The organism is Gordonia sp. ABKF26, assembly GCF_041103195.1.
In the GTDB taxonomy this organism is placed as follows: domain Bacteria; phylum Actinomycetota; class Actinomycetes; order Mycobacteriales; family Mycobacteriaceae; genus Gordonia; species Gordonia terrae.
Genome location: NZ_JBGCVZ010000003.1, coordinates 2390279 through 2412539, shown reverse-complemented (window position 1 = coordinate 2412539; position 22261 = coordinate 2390279). Strand labels below are relative to the sequence as shown.

Below are 22261 nucleotides of genomic sequence, written 5' to 3'. Positions count from 1 at the left end.
GCAGCTCAGAGGCCTTATTTGGCCGCAATCTCCCGAGCCGAGGACAGGCGCGCGAGCGTCTTGTCGCGACCCAGGATCTCCATCGACTCGAACAGCGGAGGACTGACCTGGGAGCCGGTCACGGCCACCCGCACCGGACCGAACGCCTTGCGCGGTTTGAGCCCGAGATCGTCCACCAGCGCGGCGTTCAGCGCATCCTGCAGCGCAGCCGTCGTGAAGGAATCCAGCGACTCGATCGCGGCGATGGTGGCGTCCAGAACCGCCACGGCGTCGGCGCCCAGGTTCTTGCTCGCGGCCTTCTCGTCGATCGTGAACTCGGCGTCCGAGACGTAGACGAACGAGATGAGATCCCAGGCATCCCCGAGAACCTGGATACGCGTCTGCACCAGCTCGGCCAGAGCTGCGAAGGTCTCGCCATCGGCGGTCTCGGTGAGCTTGCCCTGCGCGACGAGGTACGACTTGAGCCGAGCGGTGAAGTCACCGAGGTCCAGCCGGCGGATGTGCTCGGCATTGATGGCGTCGGCCTTCTTCTGGTCGAATCGCGCAGGGTTGGAATTGACCTGTCGCACATCGAAAGCCGTGATCATCTCGTCCAGGCTGAAGACATCGACATCACTCTTGTAGCCCCAGCCGAGCAGCGCGAGGTAGTTGAGCAGACCCTCCGGGATGAATCCGCGATCCCGATGATGGAAGAGATTCGACTGCGGGTCGCGCTTGGAGAGCTTCTTGTTGCCCTCCCCCATCACGAACGGAAGGTGGCCGAAGGCCGGGACCGCGTCGGCCACGCCGATGCGGATCAGCGCGTCGTAGAGCGCCAGCTGACGCGGGGTGGAGGAGAAGAGGTCCTCCCCGCGCAGGACGTGGGTGATCTTCATCATGGCGTCGTCGACCGGATTGACCAAGGTGTAGAGCGGATCGCCCGAGGCGCGCGTGAGGGCGAAATCCGGCACGGTACCCGCCTTGATCGTCGTGGTTCCGCGCACGAGATCGTCCCACGAGATGTCGGTGTCCGGCATACGAAGGCGGACAACGGGTTTGCGCCCTTCGGCCACATACGCCGCGCGCTGCTCGGCGGTCAGGTCACGGTCGAAGTTGTCGTAACCCAGCTTCGGGTCACGGCCGGCGGCGCGGTGACGGGCCTCGACCTCCTCGGGGGTGGAGAAGGCCTCGTAGGCCTCGCCCGCCGCGAGCAACCGCGCGACGACGTCGGCATGGAGGTCCCGACGCTCGGACTGCCGGTAGGGTCCGTACGGGCCGCCGACCTCGGGCCCCTCGTCCCAGTCGAGCCCGAGCCACCGGAGTGCGTCGAGGATGGCCGCGTAGGACTCCTCGCTGTCGCGCGCGGCATCGGTGTCCTCGATGCGGAAGACGAAGGTGCCCCCGTCGTGGCGGGCCTGGGCGAAGTTGAAGAGCGCGGTTCGCACGAGCCCCACGTGCGGCGTCCCCGTCGGAGACGGACAGAATCGGACGCGCACACCCTCAGTACTGGTCATGGGCTCAGGGTATCGAAGCGGTGCTGCGCTCCCGACACGCCCGCCGTCAGGCCCGGTGCCGCTCGCAGAACTCGACGAGGACCCGATTCACCTCGGCCGGCTGTTCGAGATAACCGAAATGCCCGGCCCGTTCGATCTCGACGTACTGCGCGCCCGGAATGGCCTCGGCCACTTCGCGCGCCAGCTTCGCCGGCAGCGTCCGATCGTCGGCGAAACCGACGACCAGCGCCGGCCGGTCGATTCCGCGATAGGCCGCGAGGCGGTCGGACTCCTTGTTGTGCAGTTCGAGCTGCGCGCGGACCCCCGGGGTGATCGTCTGCGGTGAGAACCCGATGATGTCGAGCCAGTCACGCGCCGTGCGGTCGTCATCGAGCGTGTGCGGCGACAGGTTCAGATGGGCGGTGATGGCGGCCTCGTACTCCGGCGGCAGCTTGATCTTGTTGTCGTACAGCGCGCGCTCGCCGGCCGAGATCGCCTCCTGCAGTGGGGTGTTGCGGCCATACGTCGCGACCATCACCGCAGCTTTCACCACATCCGGCCGCGCCAGCGCCAACTCCTGGGTGATCCGGGCGCCCAGCGAGGTGCCGATCACGATCGCCGGGCCTCGTCCGAGATGCTCGATCAGCGCAGCCGTGTCGGCGACCATGTCATCGAGCGTGAAGCCCTCGGCACACTCCGAAGACGGCGCCACACCACGGTTGTCGAAGGTCACCACGGTGAATCCGGCCTTCACCAGAGCCGGTTCCTGGTGGGCCTTCCACACCCGTCCGGGACTGCCGGTCCCCATCACCATGACGACCAGCGGGCCGGAACCGGCCACGCTGTAGGAGATGTCGATGCCGTTGACTCGAGCCGTGCTGGGAGCTGTCACTTGTCCACCACCGGGTTGGAGAGCGTACCGATACCTTCGACGGTCACCGAGACGCGCTGGCCGGCGACCATGGGGCCCACGCCTTCCGGGGTGCCCGTGAGGATCACGTCGCCCGGCAGCAGGGTCATGACGCGCGAGATCCACTCGACGATCTCGCCGACGTCGTGGAGCATCAGCGACGTGCGGGTCCGCTGCTTGACCTCGCCATCGAGTTCCGTCACGAGCTCGACGTCGGACGGGTCGAATGCGGTATCGATCCATGGACCGAGCGGACAGAAGGTGTCGTAACCCTTCCCGCGGGTCCACTGCCCGTCGGCCTGCTGGTGATCGCGGGCGGTCACGTCGTTGGCGACCGTGTAACCGAGGATCACGTCTTTGGCCTGTGCCGCCTTCACGTCCTTGCACGCCCGTCCGATGACGATCGCGAGTTCGCCTTCGTAGTCCACACGTTCCGACGACGGTGGGCGCACGATGGGCAGCTCGGGACCGATGATCGACGTGTTCGGCTTGAGGAAGATCACCGGGTCGGCGGGCGCTTCGCCACCCATCTCCGCGGCGTGCGCGGCGTAGTTCTTGCCGATGCAGATCACCTTGCTGGCCAGGATCGGGGCCAGGACCCGCACATCCGCCGCCTTCCACGAGCGACCGGTGAACGTCGGCGTGCCGAAGGGGTGCTCGGCGATCTCCTTCATGACGGCATCGCCACCGTCGCCCTCGACGGACACGAATGCCACGCCGTCAGGACTCGCAATTCGACCTAAGCGCATGTCCAGACCCTATCGCACCGCCGATCCCAGACGTTGGGAGCCGAGTTGGCCGACCGAGGCGGTAGTTCTACAATGTGGGCATATCATTTCACATATTGAGATGGATGAGTGGCGACCGTCGCCCGAGCAGACAGCGAGGTGAGTGACACATGACCGATGTCGACGACATCACCACTGCCAGAAGGTGGATCATCCTCGGCTGTTCGCTCCTCGCCGCACTCACCACGACGTGCGTGGTCAGCGGTGTGGCCTATCTGATCCCTGCTTTGCACACCGACGCCGGACTCTCGCTGGCCGAGGCCTCGACGCTCGCCGCGATCCCGACCATCGGCTTGATGGCCGCGACGATCCCGTGGGGGATCCTGTTGGACCGCTACGGCGAACGCCGCATCCTGCTGCTGTCGCTGTCCATCTCGCTCAGTGGAGCGATCGCGGCCGCGGTCGCCGCGTCGGCCGATGCGTCGTATCTCGTCGTGGGCGCCGCGCTGCTGGTGGGCGGTCTCGGTTCCGGTGCCGCGAACGGGGCCAGCGGCCGGATCGTCGTCGGCTGGTTTCCCGCCCATCAGCGCGGGACCGCGATGGGCATCCGCCAGATGGCTCAACCGCTGGGCATCGGCGTCTGCGCACTCACGATGCCGGTCGTCGCGGCGAGCTCGGGACCTGCTGCCGCGCTGGCGATCCCCGCCGTGGTGACCGCCGCGGGACTCGTCGCGGTGATCGTCGGCATCACCGACCCGCCGCGCCGCACGGCTCCCACCACAGAGGCCGTCGACAATCCTGTGCAGCCCGCGAACCCCTACCGCGGCAACTCTTTCCTCGCGCGCATCCACATCGTCAGCATGCTGCTCGTCATCCCGCAGTCGATGCTGTGGACGTTCGTGCCCACCTGGCTGATCGTCGCCCACGGATGGTCGCCGGCCGGCGCCGGCATCTTGATCACGGTCACCCAGGTCGTGGGTGCGCTGGGACGGATAGTCGCCGGACGATGGTCGGATGCGTGGATGTCGCGGATGCGACCCGTCCGGGTGATCGCGGTCGCCGGTGTCGCCGCGATGTTCGCGCTCGCGATCGCCGACTGGTTCGACAGCCCACTGGCACCCGCACTCATGGCGGTCGCGAGCATCATCTCGGTCGCCGACAACGGTCTGGCGTTCACCGCCATCGCCGAATACGTCGGCCCGGAATGGAGCGGTCGCGGCCTGGCCGTGCAGAACACCGGACAGTATCTGGTGACCGCGGCGACCACACCGCTTCTCGGAGCACTGATCGCCGCGGTCGGCTTCCCACTCGCGTTCGCCGCGACCGCCCTCGCACCGCTCGTCGCCACACCGCTGGTCCCCCGCGACCGGACTCGGGAGCCCGACGAACTGGTGGACGCGTGAACCCGCCACTCACGGACAGAGCCCGCCACCGATCCGGTGGCGGGCTCGTCCGTCCATGGCGGGTGTGCTTGCCGCGAGGGAGTCGTGGGTCGCGGGGGAATTACAGCCGCTCGCGGATGCGCGTCCCGATCTCCGAGGTGCTGAACGTGCCACTGCGGTCGGCGAGGTCGTCGGCGACGGCCTTCTCGATCCGCGCGGCGGCGTCGTCCTCACCGAGATGCCGGAGCAGGAGGGCGACCGACAGGATCGCGGCCGTCGGATCGGCCTTGCCCTGACCGGCGATGTCGGGAGCCGACCCGTGGACGGGCTCGAACATCGACGGGTTGGCACCGGTGGCGTCGATGTTGCCCGAGGCGGCCAGTCCGATACCGCCGCTCACCGCGGCCGCGATGTCGGTGATGATGTCGCCGAACAGGTTGTCGGTGACGATGACGTCGAAGCGGCCGGGATCGGTGACCAGGTAGATGGTCGCGGCGTCCACATGGCAGTAGTCGGTCGTGACGTCGGGGAACTCGGCGCCGACCTCGTCGACCGCACGGCTCCACATGGACCCGGCGAACGTGAGGACGTTGGTCTTGTGCACCAGCGTGAGCTTCTTACGACGCTGCTGCGCGCGCTGAAAGGCATTACGCACCACGCGTTCCACGCCGAAACGCGTGTTGACGCTCACCTCGGTGGCGACCTCGTTCGGGGTACCGACCCGAATCGCACCGCCGTTGCCGGTGTAGGGCCCCTCGGTGCCCTCTCGAACCACCACGAAGTCGATGTCGGGGTCACCGGCGAGCGGCGAGGAGACACCGGGGAACCGGCGCGACGGCCGTAGGTTGACGTGATGATCGAGGGCGAACCGCATGGTGAGGAGGAGGCCGCGTTCGAGCACACCCGAGGGCACCGACGGATCGCCGATCGCGCCCAGCAGGATGGCGTCGTGACGACGGAGCGACTCGAGGTCGTCCTCGGTCAGCAACTCGCCGTTGCGGTGGTAACGACGCGCGCCCAGGTCGAATTCGGTGGTGCTCACCGCCGGTACGACCGACTCGAGCACCCCCAGTGCCTCGGTGATGACCTCGGGACCGATGCCGTCACCGGCGATGACTGCGAGCTTCATGAGAGGTCGACCTGTTCGATCAGGGTCGCGCTGACCGCGTCACCGATCGCGGCGACGACGTCGTCGTCGAGAACGCTGCTCACGCGAAGCATCATCGTGGCCCCGCCGCCCTCGGCGTCCTGGGACAGACCGGCGGCCAGGATGTCGACACCCGCATTGCCGAGCAGGGTGCCGATCTTGCCCAGCGAACCCGGCTGATCGTCGTAGCTGACGATCAGGTTGTGGCCCTCGGCGCGGAGGTCGAAGTTACGGCCGTTGATGTTGACGATCTTCTCCACCAGCCGCGGACCCGAGAGGGTGCCCGACACATTGTGGGTGGAACCGTCGGCGAAGACGGCCTTCACGTCGACCACGCTGCGGTGGTTGGGGCTCTCCGATGCGGTCGTGACCTCGCTGGTCACGCCGCGTCCCTCGGCGACCGCCGGGGCGTTGACGAAGGTGACCGGCTCGTCGAGCACCGCCGAGAACAGACCGCGCAGAGCCGAGAGGCCGAGGACGTCGACGTTGTTGGCGGCGAGTTCGCCACGTACGTCCACGACGAGCGAGGTCGGCGGCTCGTTGCTGATCGCGCCGACGAGAACGCCGGCCTTGCGGGCGACCTCGAGCCACGGTGCGACCTCTTCGTCGACGGCGCCACCGGTGATGTTGACCGCGTCGGGGACGAAGTGTCCGGCCAGCGCCAGCCGCACGCTCTTGGCGACGTCGGTGCCGGCCCGGTCCTGAGCCTCGCTGGTCGAGGCACCGAGGTGCGGGGTCACGACGACCTGCGGGAGCTCGAACAGCGGCGAGTCGGTGCAGGGCTCGGTGGCGAAGACGTCGAGTCCCGCGGCCCGGACCTGACCGGAGGTGATCGCGTCGGCGAGGGCCTGCTCGTCGATGAGACCACCACGGGCGGCGTTGACGATGACCACGCCCTTCTTGGTCCGCGCGAGCTGCTCGGCGCCGATCAGACCCAGGGTCTCGGGCGTCTTCGGCAGGTGGACGGTGATGAAGTCGGCGCGCTCGAGCAATTCGTCGAGGCTGACCAGCTCGATCCCCAGCTGGGCCGCGCGGGCCGGCGACACATAGGGGTCGTAGGCGATGATGTGGGTCTCGAACGCGGCCAGCCGGGCGGCCACGAGCTGACCGATGCGGCCGAGGCCGACGACACCGACGGTCTTGTCGAAGATCTCGACACCGTTGAACGACGAACGCTTCCAGGTCTTCTCACGCAGGGTGGCGTCGGCGGCCGGGATCTGACGCGAGGCCGACATCAGCAGTGCGACAGCGTGTTCGGCCGCCGTGTGGATGTTGGAGGTCGGGGCGTTGACGACCATGACGCCGCGCTCGGTCGCCGCGGGGACGTCCACATTGTCCAGGCCGACACCGGCGCGGGCGATGATCTTCAGCTTCTTGCCCGCGTCGAGGACCTCGGCGTCCACGGTCGTCGCCGAGCGGACCAGGATGGCGTCGGCGTCGACGACCGCCTCGAGCAACTTGGGACGATCCGGACCGTCGACCCATCGCACCTCGACACCGTCACCGAGTGCTTCCACGGTGGACGGCGCCAGCTTGTCGGCGATGAGTACAACCGGGCGGCCAGCAGAGCTCACAGTCATTTCTCCAGGTTCGGGGAGTGCGGTTTCACGATCGGCGGTGCGGAGTGTCGGTGACGACTCCGTACGACAGCTTAAAGGTGTGGTAGATGCCGCCGAGCATGCGGTGTACCCCGAAACCGGAGACCTGTCCCTCGGCATGGGTAGAGTGTGACGCACATTACGGCTACCTTGCTGGGAGCATCACGGAAGTGTTGCAAAGCGACCGCGGGTCGATCCCACGCAGACGTGAGCACCCGGGGGGACCGGTACGGTGTGCTTGCCGCCGGTTGCGAAGTCCCGACCGGTGGCCCGATGCCTGTGACCGAAACTGGTTGGACACGAGAAGTGGAGTGCGGATGACGAAGAAGCTGACAGTGCTGTTGGCGGTTTTGGCTGCGACGGTGCTGGCCGGCTGGGGAGGGGGCGTCGCGGTCGCCGCACCGGCGAAGATCTTCATGGGGGGCGGCTCCGGCATCCTGGTCCTCAAGGGTGGCAACTCGGCGGCAGCCTGCACGCTGACGACCATCGGTCGCTCGAAGACGAACAAGCTCATCGGCGTCACCGCTGGTCACTGCGGCACCCCCGGCCAGAAGGTCTACTCCGAGACCTTCCAGGATCGCGGACAGGCCGGCACCATCACCTACACCGCGCCCGATCTCGACATGGCGATCGTCGAATTCGACGCCTCGCGCGTCGTGCCGCTGCGCACCGTCCGCGGGGTCACCATCCGCTCGGTCGACCCGAAGCCCCTTGCCTTCCCGACCATCGCCTGCAAGGAAGGCCGGACCACCGGCAACACCTGCGGTATCGCCTGGTTCTCCGACGGTGATGTCCACGTGAGCCAGATGTGCGTGATCGAAGGCGACTCCGGCAGCCCCGTGGTCGTGGGCGATCGCCTCGTGGGGATGGTCAACGCCTACTACTTCCTCGGTTGCCTCGGCCCCGAGACCGGCACCAACATCCAGCCGATCCTCAAGCGGATCGGGTCTCTCGACGCCTACAAGGGATTCCGGGTCGCCTGACGACTGGATTCCCACCCCCACCGACGCCCCGGATGGTTTCCCTCCGGGGCGTCGTCGTGTCCGGGGTCAGCTCAGGCGGTGCGGGCGTCGGTTCGTCACGCCTCGACGGATGACGGACCGCCCGCCTGAACGGTCGCGTAGATGCTGCTCGAGCGGACGATCAGTTCGGGCTCGAGCACGATCGACTCGGGTGTCCGGCCGCCGATGACCTCGAGCAGCAAGCCGACAGCGCGCCTGCCCATTTCGTGCATCGGTGATCGAATCGTGGTCAGCGGGACGGCACCGCCCGCGGCGATCGGCGTGTCGTTGTAACCGACGAGGGCGACGTCGTCGGGTACGCGAATCCCACGATCGCGCAGAGCTCCGAACGCTCCGATCGCGGCGAAGTCGTTGGTCGCGAAAATGGCGTCGGGCACCGGGCCGGTCGCGAGCAGCTGCTCGACGGCGGCCCGACCGCCGGCCGGATCGAAGCCCGAATAGACGATACGGTCGTGCGGGATCTCGACGCCGTGCTCGGCGAACGTGGTCACGATGCCGTTGGTCCGGTCACGAGCGGTGGAGGCGAACTCCCAGCCGGCGAGTACCGCGACATCTCGTCGTCCCGTGTCGAGCAGGTGCGAACCGACCAGTCGTCCGCCCTTCACATCATCGACGGTCGCCGAGGGATAGTCCCCCGCCGTTCGGGATACGAGCGCGAATTTGATTCCCTGCGAATGGATCTCGTCCAGGAAGTGGTGGTCGAGGTGGGCGTCCCCGTAGATCAGGCCGTCGACCCGCCGGTCGATCATCATTCGAGTACGTGCCCGTTGGTTGTCCGGCTTGTCCAGCGAGTTGGTGACGAATGTCGACAGACCCGACTCGTAGGCCGCCTCTTCTATCCCCTCGTAGATGGTCGCGAGCACATAGTCCTGTAGTCGAGGGACGAGCACCCCGATCAATCCCGAGCGCCGTGTGCGCAGACTCGATGCCTGGGGATTCGGCGAGTAGTCGTGCTCGGCCGCAAACGCGCGGATCCGGGCGACCGTGTCGGACGAACCCCAGCGGAGCGCGGCGTCACCGGGCGTATTGAGCACTCGCGACACGGTCGACGGGCTGACCCCGAGCTCCGTCGCGATCATGCGGAGCGTCAGCGGTCCCCGCGCCGGCCCCTCTCCTGTCTTCCTCAACCCGGCCCTCTCTTGTCGGTGGCCCACAGCGTACCCAACCCGGTCTGTTACGTCGTGATTTACCCAAACGTTTGGCGGAAGTTACACAAACGATTGCGCCAAACGTTTGTCGTGTGTTTCACTTCACGTCATGCACGTCACAGTCAGCTCCATCGCCGCAGGTTTCCGGGGCCTCACGCCGTCGCGAGACCGTCGCCGATGACCCGGATCGCAGTCATCGCGACGGGCGGCACCATCGCGTCCGAGGCGACCGACGCCGGGGTCGTGGCCACCCAGACCGCCGCGCGGCTGGTCGAGCGCGCCGGCCTCGACGACGTCGAGGTCGAGACCATCGATCTGATGACGGTCGGGTCCTATCGGCTCACGCTCGGACACCTGCGGCAGATCAGTGACGCGGTGGGCGCACTTCTCGCCCGGCCCACGGAACCCGTCGACGGCGTGGTCATCACGCACGGGACCGACACGATGGAGGAAACCGCGATCCTCCTGGACCTCGTCCACGACGATCCCCGTCCCGTCGTCCTGACGGGAGCCCAGCGGGCCGGCGACACCGCCGACGGTGACGGTCCGGGCAATCTCACCGACGCCGTCCGAGTCGCCGCGGCGCCGGCCGCCCGCGACCGTGGCGTCGTGATCGTCTTCGCCGGGCAGATCATCCCCGCCCGCGGGGCACGCAAGATCCACACGATCGCACTCGACGCCTTCCGCTCCGTCGTCTCTCCCCCGTCGGGCTCCGTGACGAATGAGCAGGTCTGCTTCGGTCCCACGGCACCGCGACCCGCCCCGCTGCCGCGCCCGGGCACCGAATTCGACGACACCCGTGTCGATCTCGTCGACGTCTATCCCGGTGCGGACGACGCACTGCTACGCGCGGCCGCGAACTGCGGCGCCGCCGGAATCGTGCTGGCGGGCACCGGCATCGGCAACGGGAATCCCGCCATCGTCGACGCCGCGACCGATCTCGTCGACGACGGCCTCGCTCTCATCTTGTCCACCCGAGTACCGGCCGGACCTGTCCGCGGCGTCTACGGCAACGGCGGCGGCGCCGACCTGGTCGCCGCCGGAGTCCCACCTGTCTCCGGACTACCCGCCACCCAGGCGCGAATTCTGTTGGCGCTGTTGCTGTCGACTGGTCTCGCCCGGGAACAGCCGCTGGCAGAGCTGATCTCGACCTATGCCGACCTGACTCCGTCCGGCACCCCTGGGGCAACCCGTGAGTCATCCGGACCCGGAGCCGGGGACGACACAAAACTCCACACCACCGATCGCCCCAACCAAGGAGGACTGAACAAATGACCAAGGAAATCTTCGTAGCCTTCGGAATCGACGTCGACGCGGTCGGCGGCTGGCTGGGCTCCTATGGCGGCGAGAACTCGCCCGGGGACATCTCGCGCGGTGTGTTCGCCGGCGAGGTCGGAGTCCCCCGTCTCAACAATCTGCTCGCGAAATACGACCTCCCGGCGACCTGGTTCTGGCCGGGCCACTCCGTCGAGACGTTCCCCGAACAGTTCGATCAGGTCGTCGCCGCGGGACACGAGATCGGTCTGCACGGATACAGCCACGAGAACCCGATCGCGATGACACGTGAGCAGGAATCGGAGATCCTCGACCACTGCATCGATCTGATCAGCACTCGGACCGGGAAGCGGCCCACCGGATATGTCGCGCCGTGGTGGGAGTTCAGCAAGGTCACGAACGAGCTGCTCGTCGAGCGCGGGATCACCTACGACCACTCGCTGATGCACCGTGACTTCGAGCCGTACTACGTCCGCGTCGGTGACTCATGGACGCCGATCGACTATGACAAGCCGGCCGCGGAATGGATGAAACCGCTTGTCCGCGGCGAGGAGACCGACCTCGTCGAGATCCCGGCCAGCTGGTACCTCGACGATCTGCCGCCGATGATGTTCATCAAGGGCAGCCCGAACAGCCACGGCTTCGTGAATCCGCGGCACATCGAAGAGATGTGGCGCGACCAGTTCGACTGGGTCTACCGCGAAAGCGACTACGCGGTCTTCACCTTCACCATCCACCCGGACGTCTCCGGCCGTCCGCAGGTACTGCTCATGCTCGAGCGACTGATCGAGCACATCAACTCGCACGACGGCGTCCGCTGGGCGAACTTCGACACCATCGCCGAGGACTTCAAGAAGCGGTCGCCGCGTCACTGACGCCTGTTCGCCACCTCCAACGCTTTCCCATCGCCGACCCGATCACGAGCCGGCGAGCCCGCCAATCCCACTGAGCAAGAGAGCACAACCATGTCTCGACCCACCACCCCCACCCCGGGGTTGCGGCGTGTCACCGGCAAGGAGACCCGCCGCGCATCCGGAATCGCGTTCTTCGCCTGGACGATCGCGGTGTACGACTTCATCCTGTTCGGCACGCTGCTTCCGCGGATCGAGGAGTCGTTCGGCTGGACCACCAGTCATGCGCTCCTGGTCTCCACCCTCGTCAGCGTCGGCACCGCCATCGTGGTCCTCCTCGTGGGCCCCATGGTGGACAAGCTCGGTCGCCGTAAGGGAATGATCATCTCGGTCGGCGGCACGGCCGCGTCGTCGGCGGCCACTGCCGCGACCTTCGGCGCGACCTCGCTGATCGGAGTCCGCGCGATCAGCGGTCTGGGACTCGCCGAACAGTCGGTCAACGCCACATACCTCAACGAGCTCTACGAGCTGACCGAGGACGAGAAGATCAAGAAGCGCCGGGGTTTCGTCTACTCGATGGTTCAGACCGGCTGGCCGGCCGGCGCACTGCTCGCGGCCGGGTTCGTCGCCATCGTGACGGCGATCTTCGGCGCTGACTCCTGGCGGATCGCGTTCCTGCTGGCGACCATCCCGGCGGTCATCGTCGCTCTGGTGTGCCGCACCCTCAAGGAAAGCCCCCAGTTCGAGGCGCAACACGCCGTCAAGCAGCTCCGCAAGGCCGGAAAGCACGACGAGGCAGCAGCACTGGCCGCCGCGACCGCGACGGTCGAGCAGACCTCGGCCCCCTTCAAGCGGATCTTCACCGGCAAGCATCTGCGCAACACCGTCGTGTTGTCCCTGGCCTGGTTGCTCAACTGGTTCGCCATCCAGACCTTCTCGGTCCTCGGCACCACGGCGCTGGAGAAGGGCAAGGGAATCGACGCCTCGAGCACCCTGATCCTCGTGGTCCTGTCCAACCTCGTCGCGGTCGCGGGCTACCTCGCCCACGGGTGGGCGGGCGACCGTTTCGGCCGCCGCAACACCATTGCCGTGGGCTGGTTGCTCTCGGGTCTGTTCTTCGGCGCGATGCTGCTCGGACCGTCGGATCAGATCTTCGTGCTCGTGACCTACATGATGGGCTTGTTCTTCCTCCTCGGCCCGTACGCCGCGATCATGTTCTTCCAGGCCGAGTGCTTCGACACCGATTGCCGCGCAACCGGTAGCGCGTTCATCGGCGCCATGTCGCAACCGGGTGCGATCATCTCGGGCTTCGTCCTCACCGGCCTCACCGCCGCCTCGATCGGCTACTCGACGGCCGCCCTCTGGGTCGGCGCCCTGGGAGCCATCGCATCGGCCGTGATCGTGCTCGGTGCGCGCAAGGTTGCCGACACCCCGCCGTCGGCGGGCGTGCCCGCGGGTCCCACGACGACGGCGGGAGCCCAGGCATGAGCGATCCGACCGTCGCGATGATCACCGGCGCCGCATCGGGTATCGGCGCGGCCACGGCCGTGTGCCTCGCCGAACGCGGTGTGCGCGTGGGAATCGGAACCTTCCCGGGCGATCCGCACGACCCCGAATCAACCCTCCGGGACGTGCACGACGCCGGCGGCGAGGGGCTGATCGTCGAAGTGGATGTGCGTTCCACCGAGTCGGTGGATGCCTTCGCCGACGAACTCGTATCCGCCTGGGGCCGTGTCGACATCGCGGTGGCCAACGCGGGCATCCTGCGGGAGGCGTCGTTCGATTCGATCACCGACGACCAGTGGCACGACATGATGGATGTCGACCTGCACGGAGTCATGCGCACGGCGCGGGCCGGCCTGCGCCACATGGGCGACGGCGGCTCGGTGACGGTGACCTCGTCGATCGCGGGCGGCATCTACGGCTGGCAGAACCACGCCCACTATGCGACCGCCAAAGCCGGGGTCGTCGGCCTGGCGCGGAGTCTCGCCGTCGAGTACGGGCCCCGGGGCATCCGCGCCAACGCCATCATCCCCGGCCTCATCCGTACCCCGCAGTCCAGCGATGCGGTCAACTCACTCGGACCGGAAGGGCTCGACCGCGCGGGCGACTACATCCCGTGGGGCCGAGTCGGACACCCCCGCGAGGTCGCCGAGGTCATCGCCTTCCTGTCGAGTCCTCAGGCGTCTTATGTCAGCGGTCAGGCGATCGTCGTCGACGGCGCCCTGACCACCGCCATGCGTGACTGAATGCACCATCCCCGAGAGGATCTGACATGACCGGACTGTTGGACGGACGACGGGCGCTGGTGACCGGCGCTGCGTCGGGTATCGGACGCGCGATCGCCGCGGCCTACGTCGCCGAGGGCGCCGTGGTGACACTAGCCGATCGCGATACACGGGTCGAGGAGGTGGCGGACGAGGTCGGCGCGCGCCGCGGTGTCGTCCTCGACGCGACGATCGAAACCGAGGTCGACGGGCTGGTGAACCAGATCGTCGACGACGACGGTGGACTCGACATCCTCGTGTGCTCGCACGGCATCCTCACCCAGTCACCCACCGTGGGCATGCCGACCGAGCTGTGGCGCGAGACCGTCGACATCGACCTCACGAGCGTCTTTCTGCTCAATCGTGCGGCGCTGCGGCCGATGCTGGCGCAGGGCAGCGGCCGCATCGTCAACGTGGCCTCTCAGTTGGCCATCAAAGGCGGTGTCTCACTGGCCCATTACGCCGCGGCGAAGGCGGGTGTGATCGCGATGTCGAAGTCGATCGCGCTCGAGACGGCCGCCCAGGGCGTCCTGGTGAACGCGATCGCACCCGGACCGATCGACACGCCGATGGTCGACGCCATCGACGACGAGTGGAAGCGCAGCAAGCGCGCGGAGCTGCCGCTGGGCCGATTCGGACGACCCGAGGAGATCGCCCCGGTGGCCGTCCTTCTCGCGTCCGACCCCGGTGGCAACCTGTTCGTCGGTCAGGTCCTCGGCCCCAACTCCGGCGACGTGATGCCCTGATGTGTGGGGGTTGCGCCGGAGCACCACCGGACTGGGCCGCCGAGTTCGTGAGCGGTCCGCGCCGACGCGTCGAGGTGGCGCGCCGGATGTCGGAGGTGCTGCGCCGGCACACGGTGCGCGCGATCCCGTCGGGGTGGGTCGTCGCCACCCTCACCGGATCGGCGGTCGTGTGCCGGACCTACGACGAACTCGTGCGAGCCGTCGCGGAACGTTCCGGGCTCACGCCGGAAGACGTCCGGTTCCGCGGATTGGCGGCGCACGCCCACTGACACCGACGCCTCGAACCCGGCGCGGCGGCCGAGATCATCCGGCCGCCGCGCCGTTCCACATCGTCGGCCCTCCACCGTCCGCGGGCGCCTCGAGCGTCCGGCGCCCATACGTGTACCGGCTCGTCCGGATCCAGCCAGTAGTGATTCTCCGTCCGTCGCGGCGTGCGATGTTGGACCCCGGTGCCGATGGCATTGCCGGCGCCCTGGACCACGCGGGCGGCCACGAGCCCAGGTAGGCGCAGCGAACTCGCCCGGAAGGAACTGCAGACAGTCGGTTTCGGAGACCGGACGAGCGATCGAACTCGGCTGACCGAGCCTACGGACCGCTGTCGACGAACGCTTCGTCGTCGAGCCGTTGGACAGCACGACCGTCCGTCAACTCGATTCGCGACTCGGCATTCATCCAGTAGAAGCGCAGCATCGCATACAGCGCCGTGCCGCCCGGCGTGTACCAAGGCGCGTCGCCCAGCGCGTAGGGTCTCGACGTTTCCGTCGTTTCGATGAACACCACATCGCGCTTCGGCCATGATCCGATCCTTTCGGCGTCGATGCGCGTGATGTCGTCCCACCGAAACGACATTCGCGACGAAGTTCGATTGATCTCCAGGGCAGTTACGCCGAATGTGATCCTCGGCGGCCCATGTTTGTGGCGCGCGTACTCGCCATAGATTGCGGCGATGACGATGACGCCGACCGCCAGTGGAAAGAAAGTCCGCTGACCGGGTGTCAGCGACAGGTCGAGTTTCCCAGTCGGGACGAGCGCCACGAATACGACGCCGCCTGCCGCCCCCAGAGCGAGCGCGACACGGGATAGACGATCGAAGACACGGTCGTATCGCAACGTAATACGACCGACGGACGTGTCGGTATCCGGTGTCACCTGTTCGAAGACACGCGTACGCAGCCCTCCGGCCAGAAATGCGCACACCGCAAGCGCAAAGGTCACTGCAACAAACACCGTCGGCGCATCCTGCGACCGAAACGCCGTCACCACCAAAGCGACCACCGCCGGTGCCATCAGCGCGACGAACAAAACACCGGTGACACGGCCACCTCGCCACTCAGCAGGTCTGGGAATGTTTGTCATGACGTCCTTTATCGAAAATACGAGATACGGGTGCGCGCACAAGCGGTTCGCTTGGCTGGGTCACGACGTTGGTGACGGACACACCGCTTCGCCTACCTTTGTTCCGACCAAACCGAATATCCAGCTGCCGGCCATCGAACCGACCGCCGCACCGCCCACGGCGAGCGGACCTCCCGCGGAGGAAAATCCGCCGCCGGCGACACCGCCTGCGTATCCGCCGGCGACGCCGAATGCCGCGGAAATACCAGCAACGCACTTGTCCTCGGCCACCACCACGTCGTAGATGCCGACGCCGATTGCCAAGGCCGGACCACCGTACTTGGCACCCACGCCGATGTTTTCGACTGCGGCGGCCGAGACACGCGGAATACTGTGACCATCGGCGACGTACTTGTCGACCCCGCTGAGTGCGCCACCGATGGTCGTCTCGATCGGATGGGTGAAGAACGGGCTGTCAGCCGGGATGTCTCCTGTGCGGCCGTCCGGCGTTGTGACCCGACCGCTCTTGTAACCGTCTGCCCACTCCTCCGCATACGCCGTCGTTCCGTCAGCCCACGTGGTCGACAATCGCTTGGTGCCGCTGAGGTCCTCCCACGAGTACGCAGTCGAGATCACCTCTCCGTCGCGGCCGTAATGCTTCACAGTCGTTTCGGAGAGCTTCATCGATGGCATCGACCCCCGATACGGATTCCATTCGGTGATCACCTGACGAGTCCCGTCCTGCATGTAGAGCACCTTGTGCCGACCCTGATCGTCTTCGAACGTCTCGGTTGCTCGTACCGTTATTGCCATGTCCTCGGCACGCACCATCAATTGCTGTTGGATGCCAAAGAGCGTTCCCGGGTTCGGCACCTGATCTGTCGGCGCTGCTAATCCCGGTATCGGCACGAACGTGTTGGCGACCGGATTGGTCCAGCCATGCTTGCCCGCCGCGGACTGGATCGCTTGTGCGACCGAGTCATCAGCGGCATCGACTGCCAGCAGGAGACGGTTGACCTCGCCCTGGTGCCTGTTCGCCTCTTCTGCGAGACCGTCGGCTTCCTCGAGGGTCAGCTCGATGGGATCAATCAGAACCACCCACGCGTCCGTGACCCATAGCCTGCCCGCGTCTACGGCATCAGCCTTGACCAGCAGGTCTGTTCGCGCCTTCCCGAGCGTGTATGCACCCGTGCAAAGCGCCGAACCCACAGATGCGGCGAATGACGCGACGGCGGTGGCCGTGTTGTTGGCGCGTCGGAACGCCGCCGTTCCAGCATCGTGGCTCTCACCAGTCCACGCGCTCAGAGTGGGTAGGTTCTGACACGCGATGTGTACCGACTCCACAGCCGACTCCGCGGACGTCCCCGCGGTGTCGATCGACTCCCCACCACCGACAAGCGCCGCGGGATCCCAACCGGTCAATTGCGACCGTGTCGGCAGCATGTCAGTTTCTCCGGGGCTCGAACTGGAGACTCTCGAACGTCTGCGCAAGTGCCGCGTCTTCGACCTCAAAGGTATTGCCGGCGCCTCGAACCGCGACTCCGATCGCAGTCATACTGCTGGAAACGGACTCCGCCCGCGAGCGCAGCTCCATGGCGACGAGTCGTGCGAACGGAGCACGTCTGGATCTACCCGCATCACACCCCCAATGATGTTCGTAGGTGACCGTAGCAGTCCCCCGCCGCACCACGTCGAAGGCCATCCACAGCCGATCCTGGCCGACGACGCTGCCAACCAAAGCCTGCGTCGCGGAGGGAACCCCAGCGGTCCACTGACGTCGAGCCACACCCACCCTCTTTCGGCATTTCCTCCCCCCTCGACCCCGGTGGGTTCACCGAAAAGGGGTGGGTGTGCGGAAACGCAAGCGGGCCCGCACCTTTCGGTGCGGGCCCGTTTGTCGTTGTGACTCAGGCGGTCTCGGTGATCGGGCGATCGACCCAGCTCATGAGATCGCGCAGCTTCTTGCCGGTGACCTCGATCGGGTGCTCGGCGTTCGCCTTGCGCAGACCCTCGAGTTCCTTGTTGCCACCCTCGACGTTGGCGACGAGGCGCTTGACGAAGGTGCCGTCCTGGATGTCGGTGAGGATGGCGCGCATGCGCTCCTTGGTGTCGGCATCGATGACCCGCGGGCCCGACACGTAGCCACCGAACTCAGCGGTGTCGGACACCGAGTAGTTCATCCGTGCGATGCCACCCTCGTACATGAGGTCGACGATCAGCTTGAGCTCGTGCAGCACCTCGAAGTAGGCCATCTCGGGGGCGTAACCCGCCTCCACCATGACCTCGAAGCCGGTCTTGACCAGTTCCTCGGTACCGCCGCACAGCACGGCCTGCTCACCGAAGAGGTCGGTCTCGGTCTCTTCCTTGAAGGTGGTCTTGATGATGCCGGCACGGCCACCGCCGATGGCGCTGGCGTAGCTGAGCGCGAGCGCCTGGCCCTCGCCCTTCGGGTCCTGGTGGACGGCGATGAGCGCGGGAACGCCCTTGCCGTCGACGAACTGACGGCGCACGAGGTGGCCGGGGCCCTTCGGGGCGACCATCGCGACGGTCACGTTCTCCGGCGCCTTGATCAGACCGAAGTGGATGTTGAGACCGTGGCCGAAGAACAGCGCGTTGCCGTCCTGCAGGTTCGGCTCGATGTCCTCGGTGAAGATCGAGGCCTGCGAGGTGTCGGGTGCCAGCACCATGATGACGTCGGCCCATGCGGCGGCCTCGGACGCGGTCAGCACCTTGAGGCCCTGCTCCTCGGCCTTCGCCTTCGACTTCGAGCCCTCGCGCAGACCGATCACGACGTCGACGCCGGAATCGCGCAGCGACAGCGAATGCGCATGGCCCTGGCTGCCGTAGCCGATCACCGCGACCTTGCGACCCTGGATGATCGACAGATCTGCGTCGTCGTCGTAGAACAGTTCGATGGCCACTATGTTTCCCTTCGATATGTGGTGACCCCGGCGAACTCTCCGAACGCCCGGGCTTCGTAATTCTCTTGTCGCTGCCGTCCGCGCTCAGTGGCGCACGGCGACAACGGGATTCCCTGTCAGCGGTTGGCCGACATGCTCTTCGGTCCCCGACCGAGGGTCACCGCGCCGGATTGCGCGATCTCCCGGATTCCATACGGATCGAGCATCCGCAGAAGTGCTTCGAGTTTCTCCGACGTACCTGTCGCCTCGATCGTGAGCGACTCGGGCGAGACGTCGATGACCTTGGCGCGGAACAGGTTCACCACCTCGATGACCTCGGTTCGCACGGTGGAGTCCGAGCGGACCTTGACCATCATCAGCTCGCGCGACACCGAGCTCCCCGGGTCCTGCTCGACGATCTTGATCACGTTGATCAGCTTGTTGAGCTGCTTGGTGACCTGCTCGAGCGGGAAGTCCTCGACGGAGACCATGATCGTCATCCGCGAGATGCCCTTGAGCTCGGTGGGGCCGACGGCCAGCGACTCGATGTTGAAGCCACGTCGTGAGAACAGCGCGGAGATGCGCGCCAGGACGCCCGGACGGTCTTCGACCAGGACGCTGAGGGTATGGGTGGTGCTCACTGCTCGTCCTTCTCGGTTGCACGGTCGGCCGGTGCGTTCTCGACCGTCTGATGGCCGTCCATCGTCTGGTGGATCTCCACCGGACCCGACGCCGACTCGTCGTCGTCGAACAGCGGCCGGATGTCGCGGGCGGCCATGATCTCGTCGTTGCCGGTGCCCGCGGCGACCATCGGCCACACCTGGGCGTCCTTGCCGACGATGAAGTCGATGACCACCGGGCGGTCGTTGATCTCCCGCGCCTTCGCGATCACCTCGTCGACGTCTTCTTCGCGTTCGACGCGGAAGGCCACACAGCCCAGCGCCTCGGAGAGCTTGACGAAGTCCGGGATCATCCGCGAGTGGGTCGACAGGTCGGTGTTCGAGTACCGCTCCTCGTAGAACAGCGTCTGCCACTGACGAACCATGCCCAGGTTGCCGTTGTTGATCAGCGCCACCTTGATCGGGATGCCCTCGATCGCGCAGGTGGCGAGTTCCTGGTTGGTCATCTGGAAACAACCGTCACCGTCGATCGCCCACACCTCGGCGTCGGGATCGGCGGCCTTGGCGCCCATGGCGGCGGGCACCGCGTAGCCCATGGTGCCGAGACCACCGGAGTTGAGCCAGGTGCGCGGCTTCTCGTAGGAGATGAACTGCGCGGCCCACATCTGGTGCTGGCCGACGCCCGCGCAGTACACCGCGTCCGGGCCGGCAGCCTTGCCGAGGGCCTGGATGACGAACTCCGGAGACATCGAACCGTCGGTCTGCCGGTCGTAGCTCAGAGGATAGGTCCGGCGCAGGTTGTCCAGGTAGGACCACCACTGCGAGATGTCGGGAGTCGAGCCGCTGGTCGCGCGCTCGTCGCGCAGGGCTTCGGTGAGCTCGGCGATGACCGCCTTGCAGTCACCGACGATCGGCACGTCGACCGGTCGGTTCTTGCCGATCTCGGCAGGATCGATGTCGGCGTGGATGACCTTCGCGTTCGGTGCGAACGACGACAGCTGCCCGGTGACCCGGTCGTCGAAGCGCGCACCGAGGGTGATCAGCAGGTCGCTGCGCTGCAGACCCGCGACCGCCGCCACCGTGCCGTGCATACCCGGCATACCCAGGTGCAGCTGGTGGCTGTCCGGGAACACGCCGCGCGCCATCAGGGTCGTGACCACGGGGATGCCGGTGAGTTCGGCCAGTTCCAGCAGTTCCGCAGCCGCGTTCGCCTTGATGACGCCGCCGCCGACATAGAGCACCGGGGACTTCGCGGCGTTGATGAGGCGGGCCGCCTCGCGAACCTGCTTGCCGTGCGGCTTGGTGACCGGCCGGTAGCCGGGCAGGTCGATCTGCGGCGGCCACGAGAAGGTGGTCTGCGCCTGCAGGATGTCCTTCGGGATGTCGACGAGAACCGCGCCCGGACGGCCACTCTCGGCGATGTGGAACGCCTCCGCGATCGTCTTCGGGATGTCGATGGCCCGGCTGACCAGGAAGTTGTGCTTGGTGACGGGCATCGTGATGCCCGAGATGTCGGCTTCCTGGAATGCATCGGTGCCGATGAGCGCCCGCCCGACCTGACCGGTGATCGCGACGACGGGCACGGAATCCATCTGTGCATCGGCCAGCGGTGTCACCAGGTTGGTGGCACCGGGACCCGACGTCGCCATCATGACGCCGGCGCGACCGGCGACCTGGGCGTATCCGGTCGCGGCGTGGCCGGCACCCTGCTCGTGACGGACGAGAACGTGACGGACCTTCTGAGAATCCAGGAGCGGATCGTAGACCGGCAGGACCGCGCCGCCGGGAATGCCGAAGACGACCTCGACACCGAGTTCCTCGAGGGAACGAACCACGGACTGGGCGCCGCTGACACGCTCGGGCGCAACAGTGTGCTGGGTTACCGCACGGAGGTTGCCCGCCGCCGGAGACTGCTGCCGCAATCCTGCGTTACGCGTCGGCTCATTTCGGCCCGCGTCGGTGCGTGCTGTTGGTGCGCTCACTGCACGATCCTCATCTTGGTTGTGGAATCCGATATCCGTGATGGAAGTACCTGGCATGAAAAAACCCCCGACAGCTTCCGCTGTTCGAGGGTGGCGCGTCGATGCCGGTTGGGGGTCTGCGAGGTGACCGGTCAGGCGAAGACGCGCCAGCCGATTACTACGAGGATCCCGTTCTGCATCACGCGTTCACGGTAGGACTGTGTTCGGTTCAGAGTCAAACTCCGGACCAATGCGTCCCACTATCTGGGAAATCACTGGTCGAACCGGGCGCGATCGCACCGCGCTTCTCATATGGCGCGACGAACCCGTCGGTAGGGAGGCACGGGGCCGGTTGGCACAATGGACGGGTGCCGACTGATTCCACCGACCCCGTAGACCCGAAGACCAGCACGACCTCTGCCGCCGACGACGTGACATTCGACTACCCGGTGACGTTCCGCATCAACCGGATCGCGTACTTCACGGTCCCGATGGTCGCCCTGGTGGTCGTGCTGCTGGTCGGCGCCTCCCCGTGGTTCGCCATCGCCCTGGTCATCCCCGTCGTGCTGTGGTTGTGGATCCACCGACTGCGGACCGTCGTCACCGAGGACGGCCTGCGCGCCGTCCGGATGTTCTCCACCACCGAGATCGCCTGGTCGGAAGTCGCGGGACTGCAGTTCCCGAAGTGGAGCTCGGTCCGCGCGGTGCTGACCGACGGCAGTCGGGTCCGATTGCCCGCCATCGGTTTCCGCGATCTCCCGGCGTTGTCGATCGTCAGCGGCGGCCGCATCCCGGACCCCTTCGAGGCGGCCCGTTCCGCCGAGTGATCGTCTGCCCGTGATTCCTGGCACGGATCAGGCTCCCCTCGGTCTCATCAACGCCCCGCAGGCGGCGATAGA

20 protein-coding genes are annotated in these 22261 nt (G+C 66.7%); 9 read left to right on the top strand and 11 right to left on the bottom strand.

Annotated elements, in window-relative coordinates; genetic code table 11:
- Nucleotides 1-14: 14 nt before the first annotated feature.
- The 3 genes from gltX to AB4Z55_RS11240 are packed head-to-tail and all read right to left on the bottom strand — an operon-like array spanning nt 15 to nt 3131.
- On the bottom strand, nt 15-1493 hold the full coding sequence (gene gltX / locus AB4Z55_RS11250) for a glutamate--tRNA ligase (RefSeq protein ID WP_369519730.1): 1479 nt from the start codon (nt 1491-1493) through the stop codon (nt 15-17).
- 46 nt (nt 1494-1539) lie between these two features.
- Nucleotides 1540-2364, bottom strand: a complete 825-nt coding sequence (locus tag AB4Z55_RS11245; RefSeq protein ID WP_004023109.1) for an alpha/beta fold hydrolase — start codon at nt 2362-2364, stop codon at nt 1540-1542.
- Complete coding sequence (locus tag AB4Z55_RS11240; protein WP_004023110.1) at nt 2361-3131, bottom strand: fumarylacetoacetate hydrolase family protein; 771 nt, start codon at nt 3129-3131, stop codon at nt 2361-2363. The genes AB4Z55_RS11245 and AB4Z55_RS11240 overlap by 4 nt, the downstream gene beginning before the upstream one ends.
- Before the next feature lie 149 nt (nt 3132-3280).
- Here AB4Z55_RS11240 and AB4Z55_RS11235 point away from each other — a divergent pair, with 149 nt between their 5' ends.
- Nucleotides 3281-4513: an MFS transporter gene (locus tag AB4Z55_RS11235; protein ID WP_004023111.1), complete on the top strand. Its 1233-nt coding sequence runs from the start codon at nt 3281-3283 to the stop codon at nt 4511-4513.
- 100 nt (nt 4514-4613) lie between these two features.
- Here AB4Z55_RS11235 and AB4Z55_RS11230 read toward each other — a convergent pair whose 3' ends face one another.
- Entirely contained in the window at nt 4614-5621 is a 1008-nt protein-coding gene (locus AB4Z55_RS11230) for a 3-isopropylmalate dehydrogenase (protein WP_004023112.1), read from the bottom strand.
- On the bottom strand, nt 5618-7213 hold the full coding sequence (serA, locus tag AB4Z55_RS11225) for a phosphoglycerate dehydrogenase (RefSeq protein ID WP_004023113.1): 1596 nt from the start codon (nt 7211-7213) through the stop codon (nt 5618-5620). The genes AB4Z55_RS11230 and serA overlap by 4 nt, the downstream gene beginning before the upstream one ends.
- A gap of 341 nt (nt 7214-7554) precedes the next feature.
- Between serA and AB4Z55_RS11220 the strand changes: the two genes are divergently transcribed.
- Nucleotides 7555-8220: a trypsin-like peptidase domain-containing protein gene (locus tag AB4Z55_RS11220; protein ID WP_004023114.1), complete on the top strand. Its 666-nt coding sequence runs from the start codon at nt 7555-7557 to the stop codon at nt 8218-8220.
- A gap of 95 nt (nt 8221-8315) precedes the next feature.
- Here AB4Z55_RS11220 and AB4Z55_RS11215 read toward each other — a convergent pair whose 3' ends face one another.
- Nucleotides 8316-9386, bottom strand: coding sequence for a LacI family DNA-binding transcriptional regulator (locus AB4Z55_RS11215; RefSeq protein ID WP_369519729.1), 1071 nt, complete (start codon nt 9384-9386; stop codon nt 8316-8318).
- Nucleotides 9387-9584: 198 nt separating this feature from the next.
- Here AB4Z55_RS11215 and AB4Z55_RS11210 point away from each other — a divergent pair, with 198 nt between their 5' ends.
- The 6 genes from AB4Z55_RS11210 (at nt 9585) to AB4Z55_RS11185 (ending at nt 14815) form a co-directional block, all read left to right on the top strand.
- Nucleotides 9585-10682 (top strand): asparaginase, encoded by a 1098-nt coding sequence (locus AB4Z55_RS11210; protein WP_369519728.1) that lies wholly within the window; start codon nt 9585-9587, stop codon nt 10680-10682.
- The gene (locus AB4Z55_RS11205; protein WP_101819342.1) at nt 10679-11557 is read left to right on the top strand and encodes a polysaccharide deacetylase; all 879 of its coding nucleotides are present in this window, start codon (nt 10679-10681) and stop codon (nt 11555-11557) included. Before AB4Z55_RS11210 ends, AB4Z55_RS11205 begins: the two co-directional genes overlap by 4 nt.
- Before the next feature lie 90 nt (nt 11558-11647).
- A complete protein-coding gene (locus AB4Z55_RS11200; protein WP_369519727.1) occupies nt 11648-13021 on the top strand; it encodes an MFS transporter in 1374 nt (457 codons plus the stop codon).
- Nucleotides 13018-13782 (top strand): SDR family NAD(P)-dependent oxidoreductase, encoded by a 765-nt coding sequence (locus AB4Z55_RS11195; protein WP_369519726.1) that lies wholly within the window; start codon nt 13018-13020, stop codon nt 13780-13782. Before AB4Z55_RS11200 ends, AB4Z55_RS11195 begins: the two co-directional genes overlap by 4 nt.
- Before the next feature lie 26 nt (nt 13783-13808).
- The gene (locus tag AB4Z55_RS11190; protein ID WP_369519725.1) at nt 13809-14546 is read left to right on the top strand and encodes an SDR family NAD(P)-dependent oxidoreductase; all 738 of its coding nucleotides are present in this window, start codon (nt 13809-13811) and stop codon (nt 14544-14546) included.
- Nucleotides 14546-14815 carry a hypothetical protein gene (locus AB4Z55_RS11185; RefSeq protein WP_369519724.1) on the top strand — a complete coding sequence of 90 codons (270 nt, stop codon included), beginning with the start codon at nt 14546-14548 and terminating at the stop codon, nt 14813-14815. Before AB4Z55_RS11190 ends, AB4Z55_RS11185 begins: the two co-directional genes overlap by 1 nt.
- A gap of 316 nt (nt 14816-15131) precedes the next feature.
- On the opposite strand, the gene AB4Z55_RS11180 is transcribed toward AB4Z55_RS11185, so the two are convergent.
- The 5 genes from AB4Z55_RS11180 to AB4Z55_RS11160 all read right to left on the bottom strand — a co-directional run bounded on the left by AB4Z55_RS11180 (nt 15132) and on the right by AB4Z55_RS11160 (nt 21383).
- Complete coding sequence (locus tag AB4Z55_RS11180; protein ID WP_369519723.1) at nt 15132-15902, bottom strand: hypothetical protein; 771 nt, start codon at nt 15900-15902, stop codon at nt 15132-15134.
- Nucleotides 15903-15962: 60 nt separating this feature from the next.
- Entirely contained in the window at nt 15963-17225 is a 1263-nt protein-coding gene (locus AB4Z55_RS11175) for a hypothetical protein (protein ID WP_369519722.1), read from the bottom strand.
- Nucleotides 17226-17788: 563 nt separating this feature from the next.
- Nucleotides 17789-18802, bottom strand: a complete 1014-nt coding sequence (gene ilvC, locus AB4Z55_RS11170) for a ketol-acid reductoisomerase (protein WP_004019306.1) — start codon at nt 18800-18802, stop codon at nt 17789-17791.
- Nucleotides 18803-18918: 116 nt separating this feature from the next.
- Entirely contained in the window at nt 18919-19422 is a 504-nt protein-coding gene (gene ilvN / locus AB4Z55_RS11165) for an acetolactate synthase small subunit (RefSeq protein WP_004019305.1), read from the bottom strand.
- Nucleotides 19419-21383: an acetolactate synthase large subunit gene (locus AB4Z55_RS11160; RefSeq protein ID WP_004019304.1), complete on the bottom strand. Its 1965-nt coding sequence runs from the start codon at nt 21381-21383 to the stop codon at nt 19419-19421. The genes ilvN and AB4Z55_RS11160 overlap by 4 nt, the downstream gene beginning before the upstream one ends.
- A 347-nt stretch (nt 21384-21730) precedes the next feature.
- Between AB4Z55_RS11160 and AB4Z55_RS11155 the strand changes: the two genes are divergently transcribed.
- Nucleotides 21731-22189, top strand: coding sequence for a PH domain-containing protein (locus AB4Z55_RS11155; protein WP_004019303.1), 459 nt, complete (start codon nt 21731-21733; stop codon nt 22187-22189).
- Nucleotides 22190-22261 lie beyond the last annotated feature (72 nt).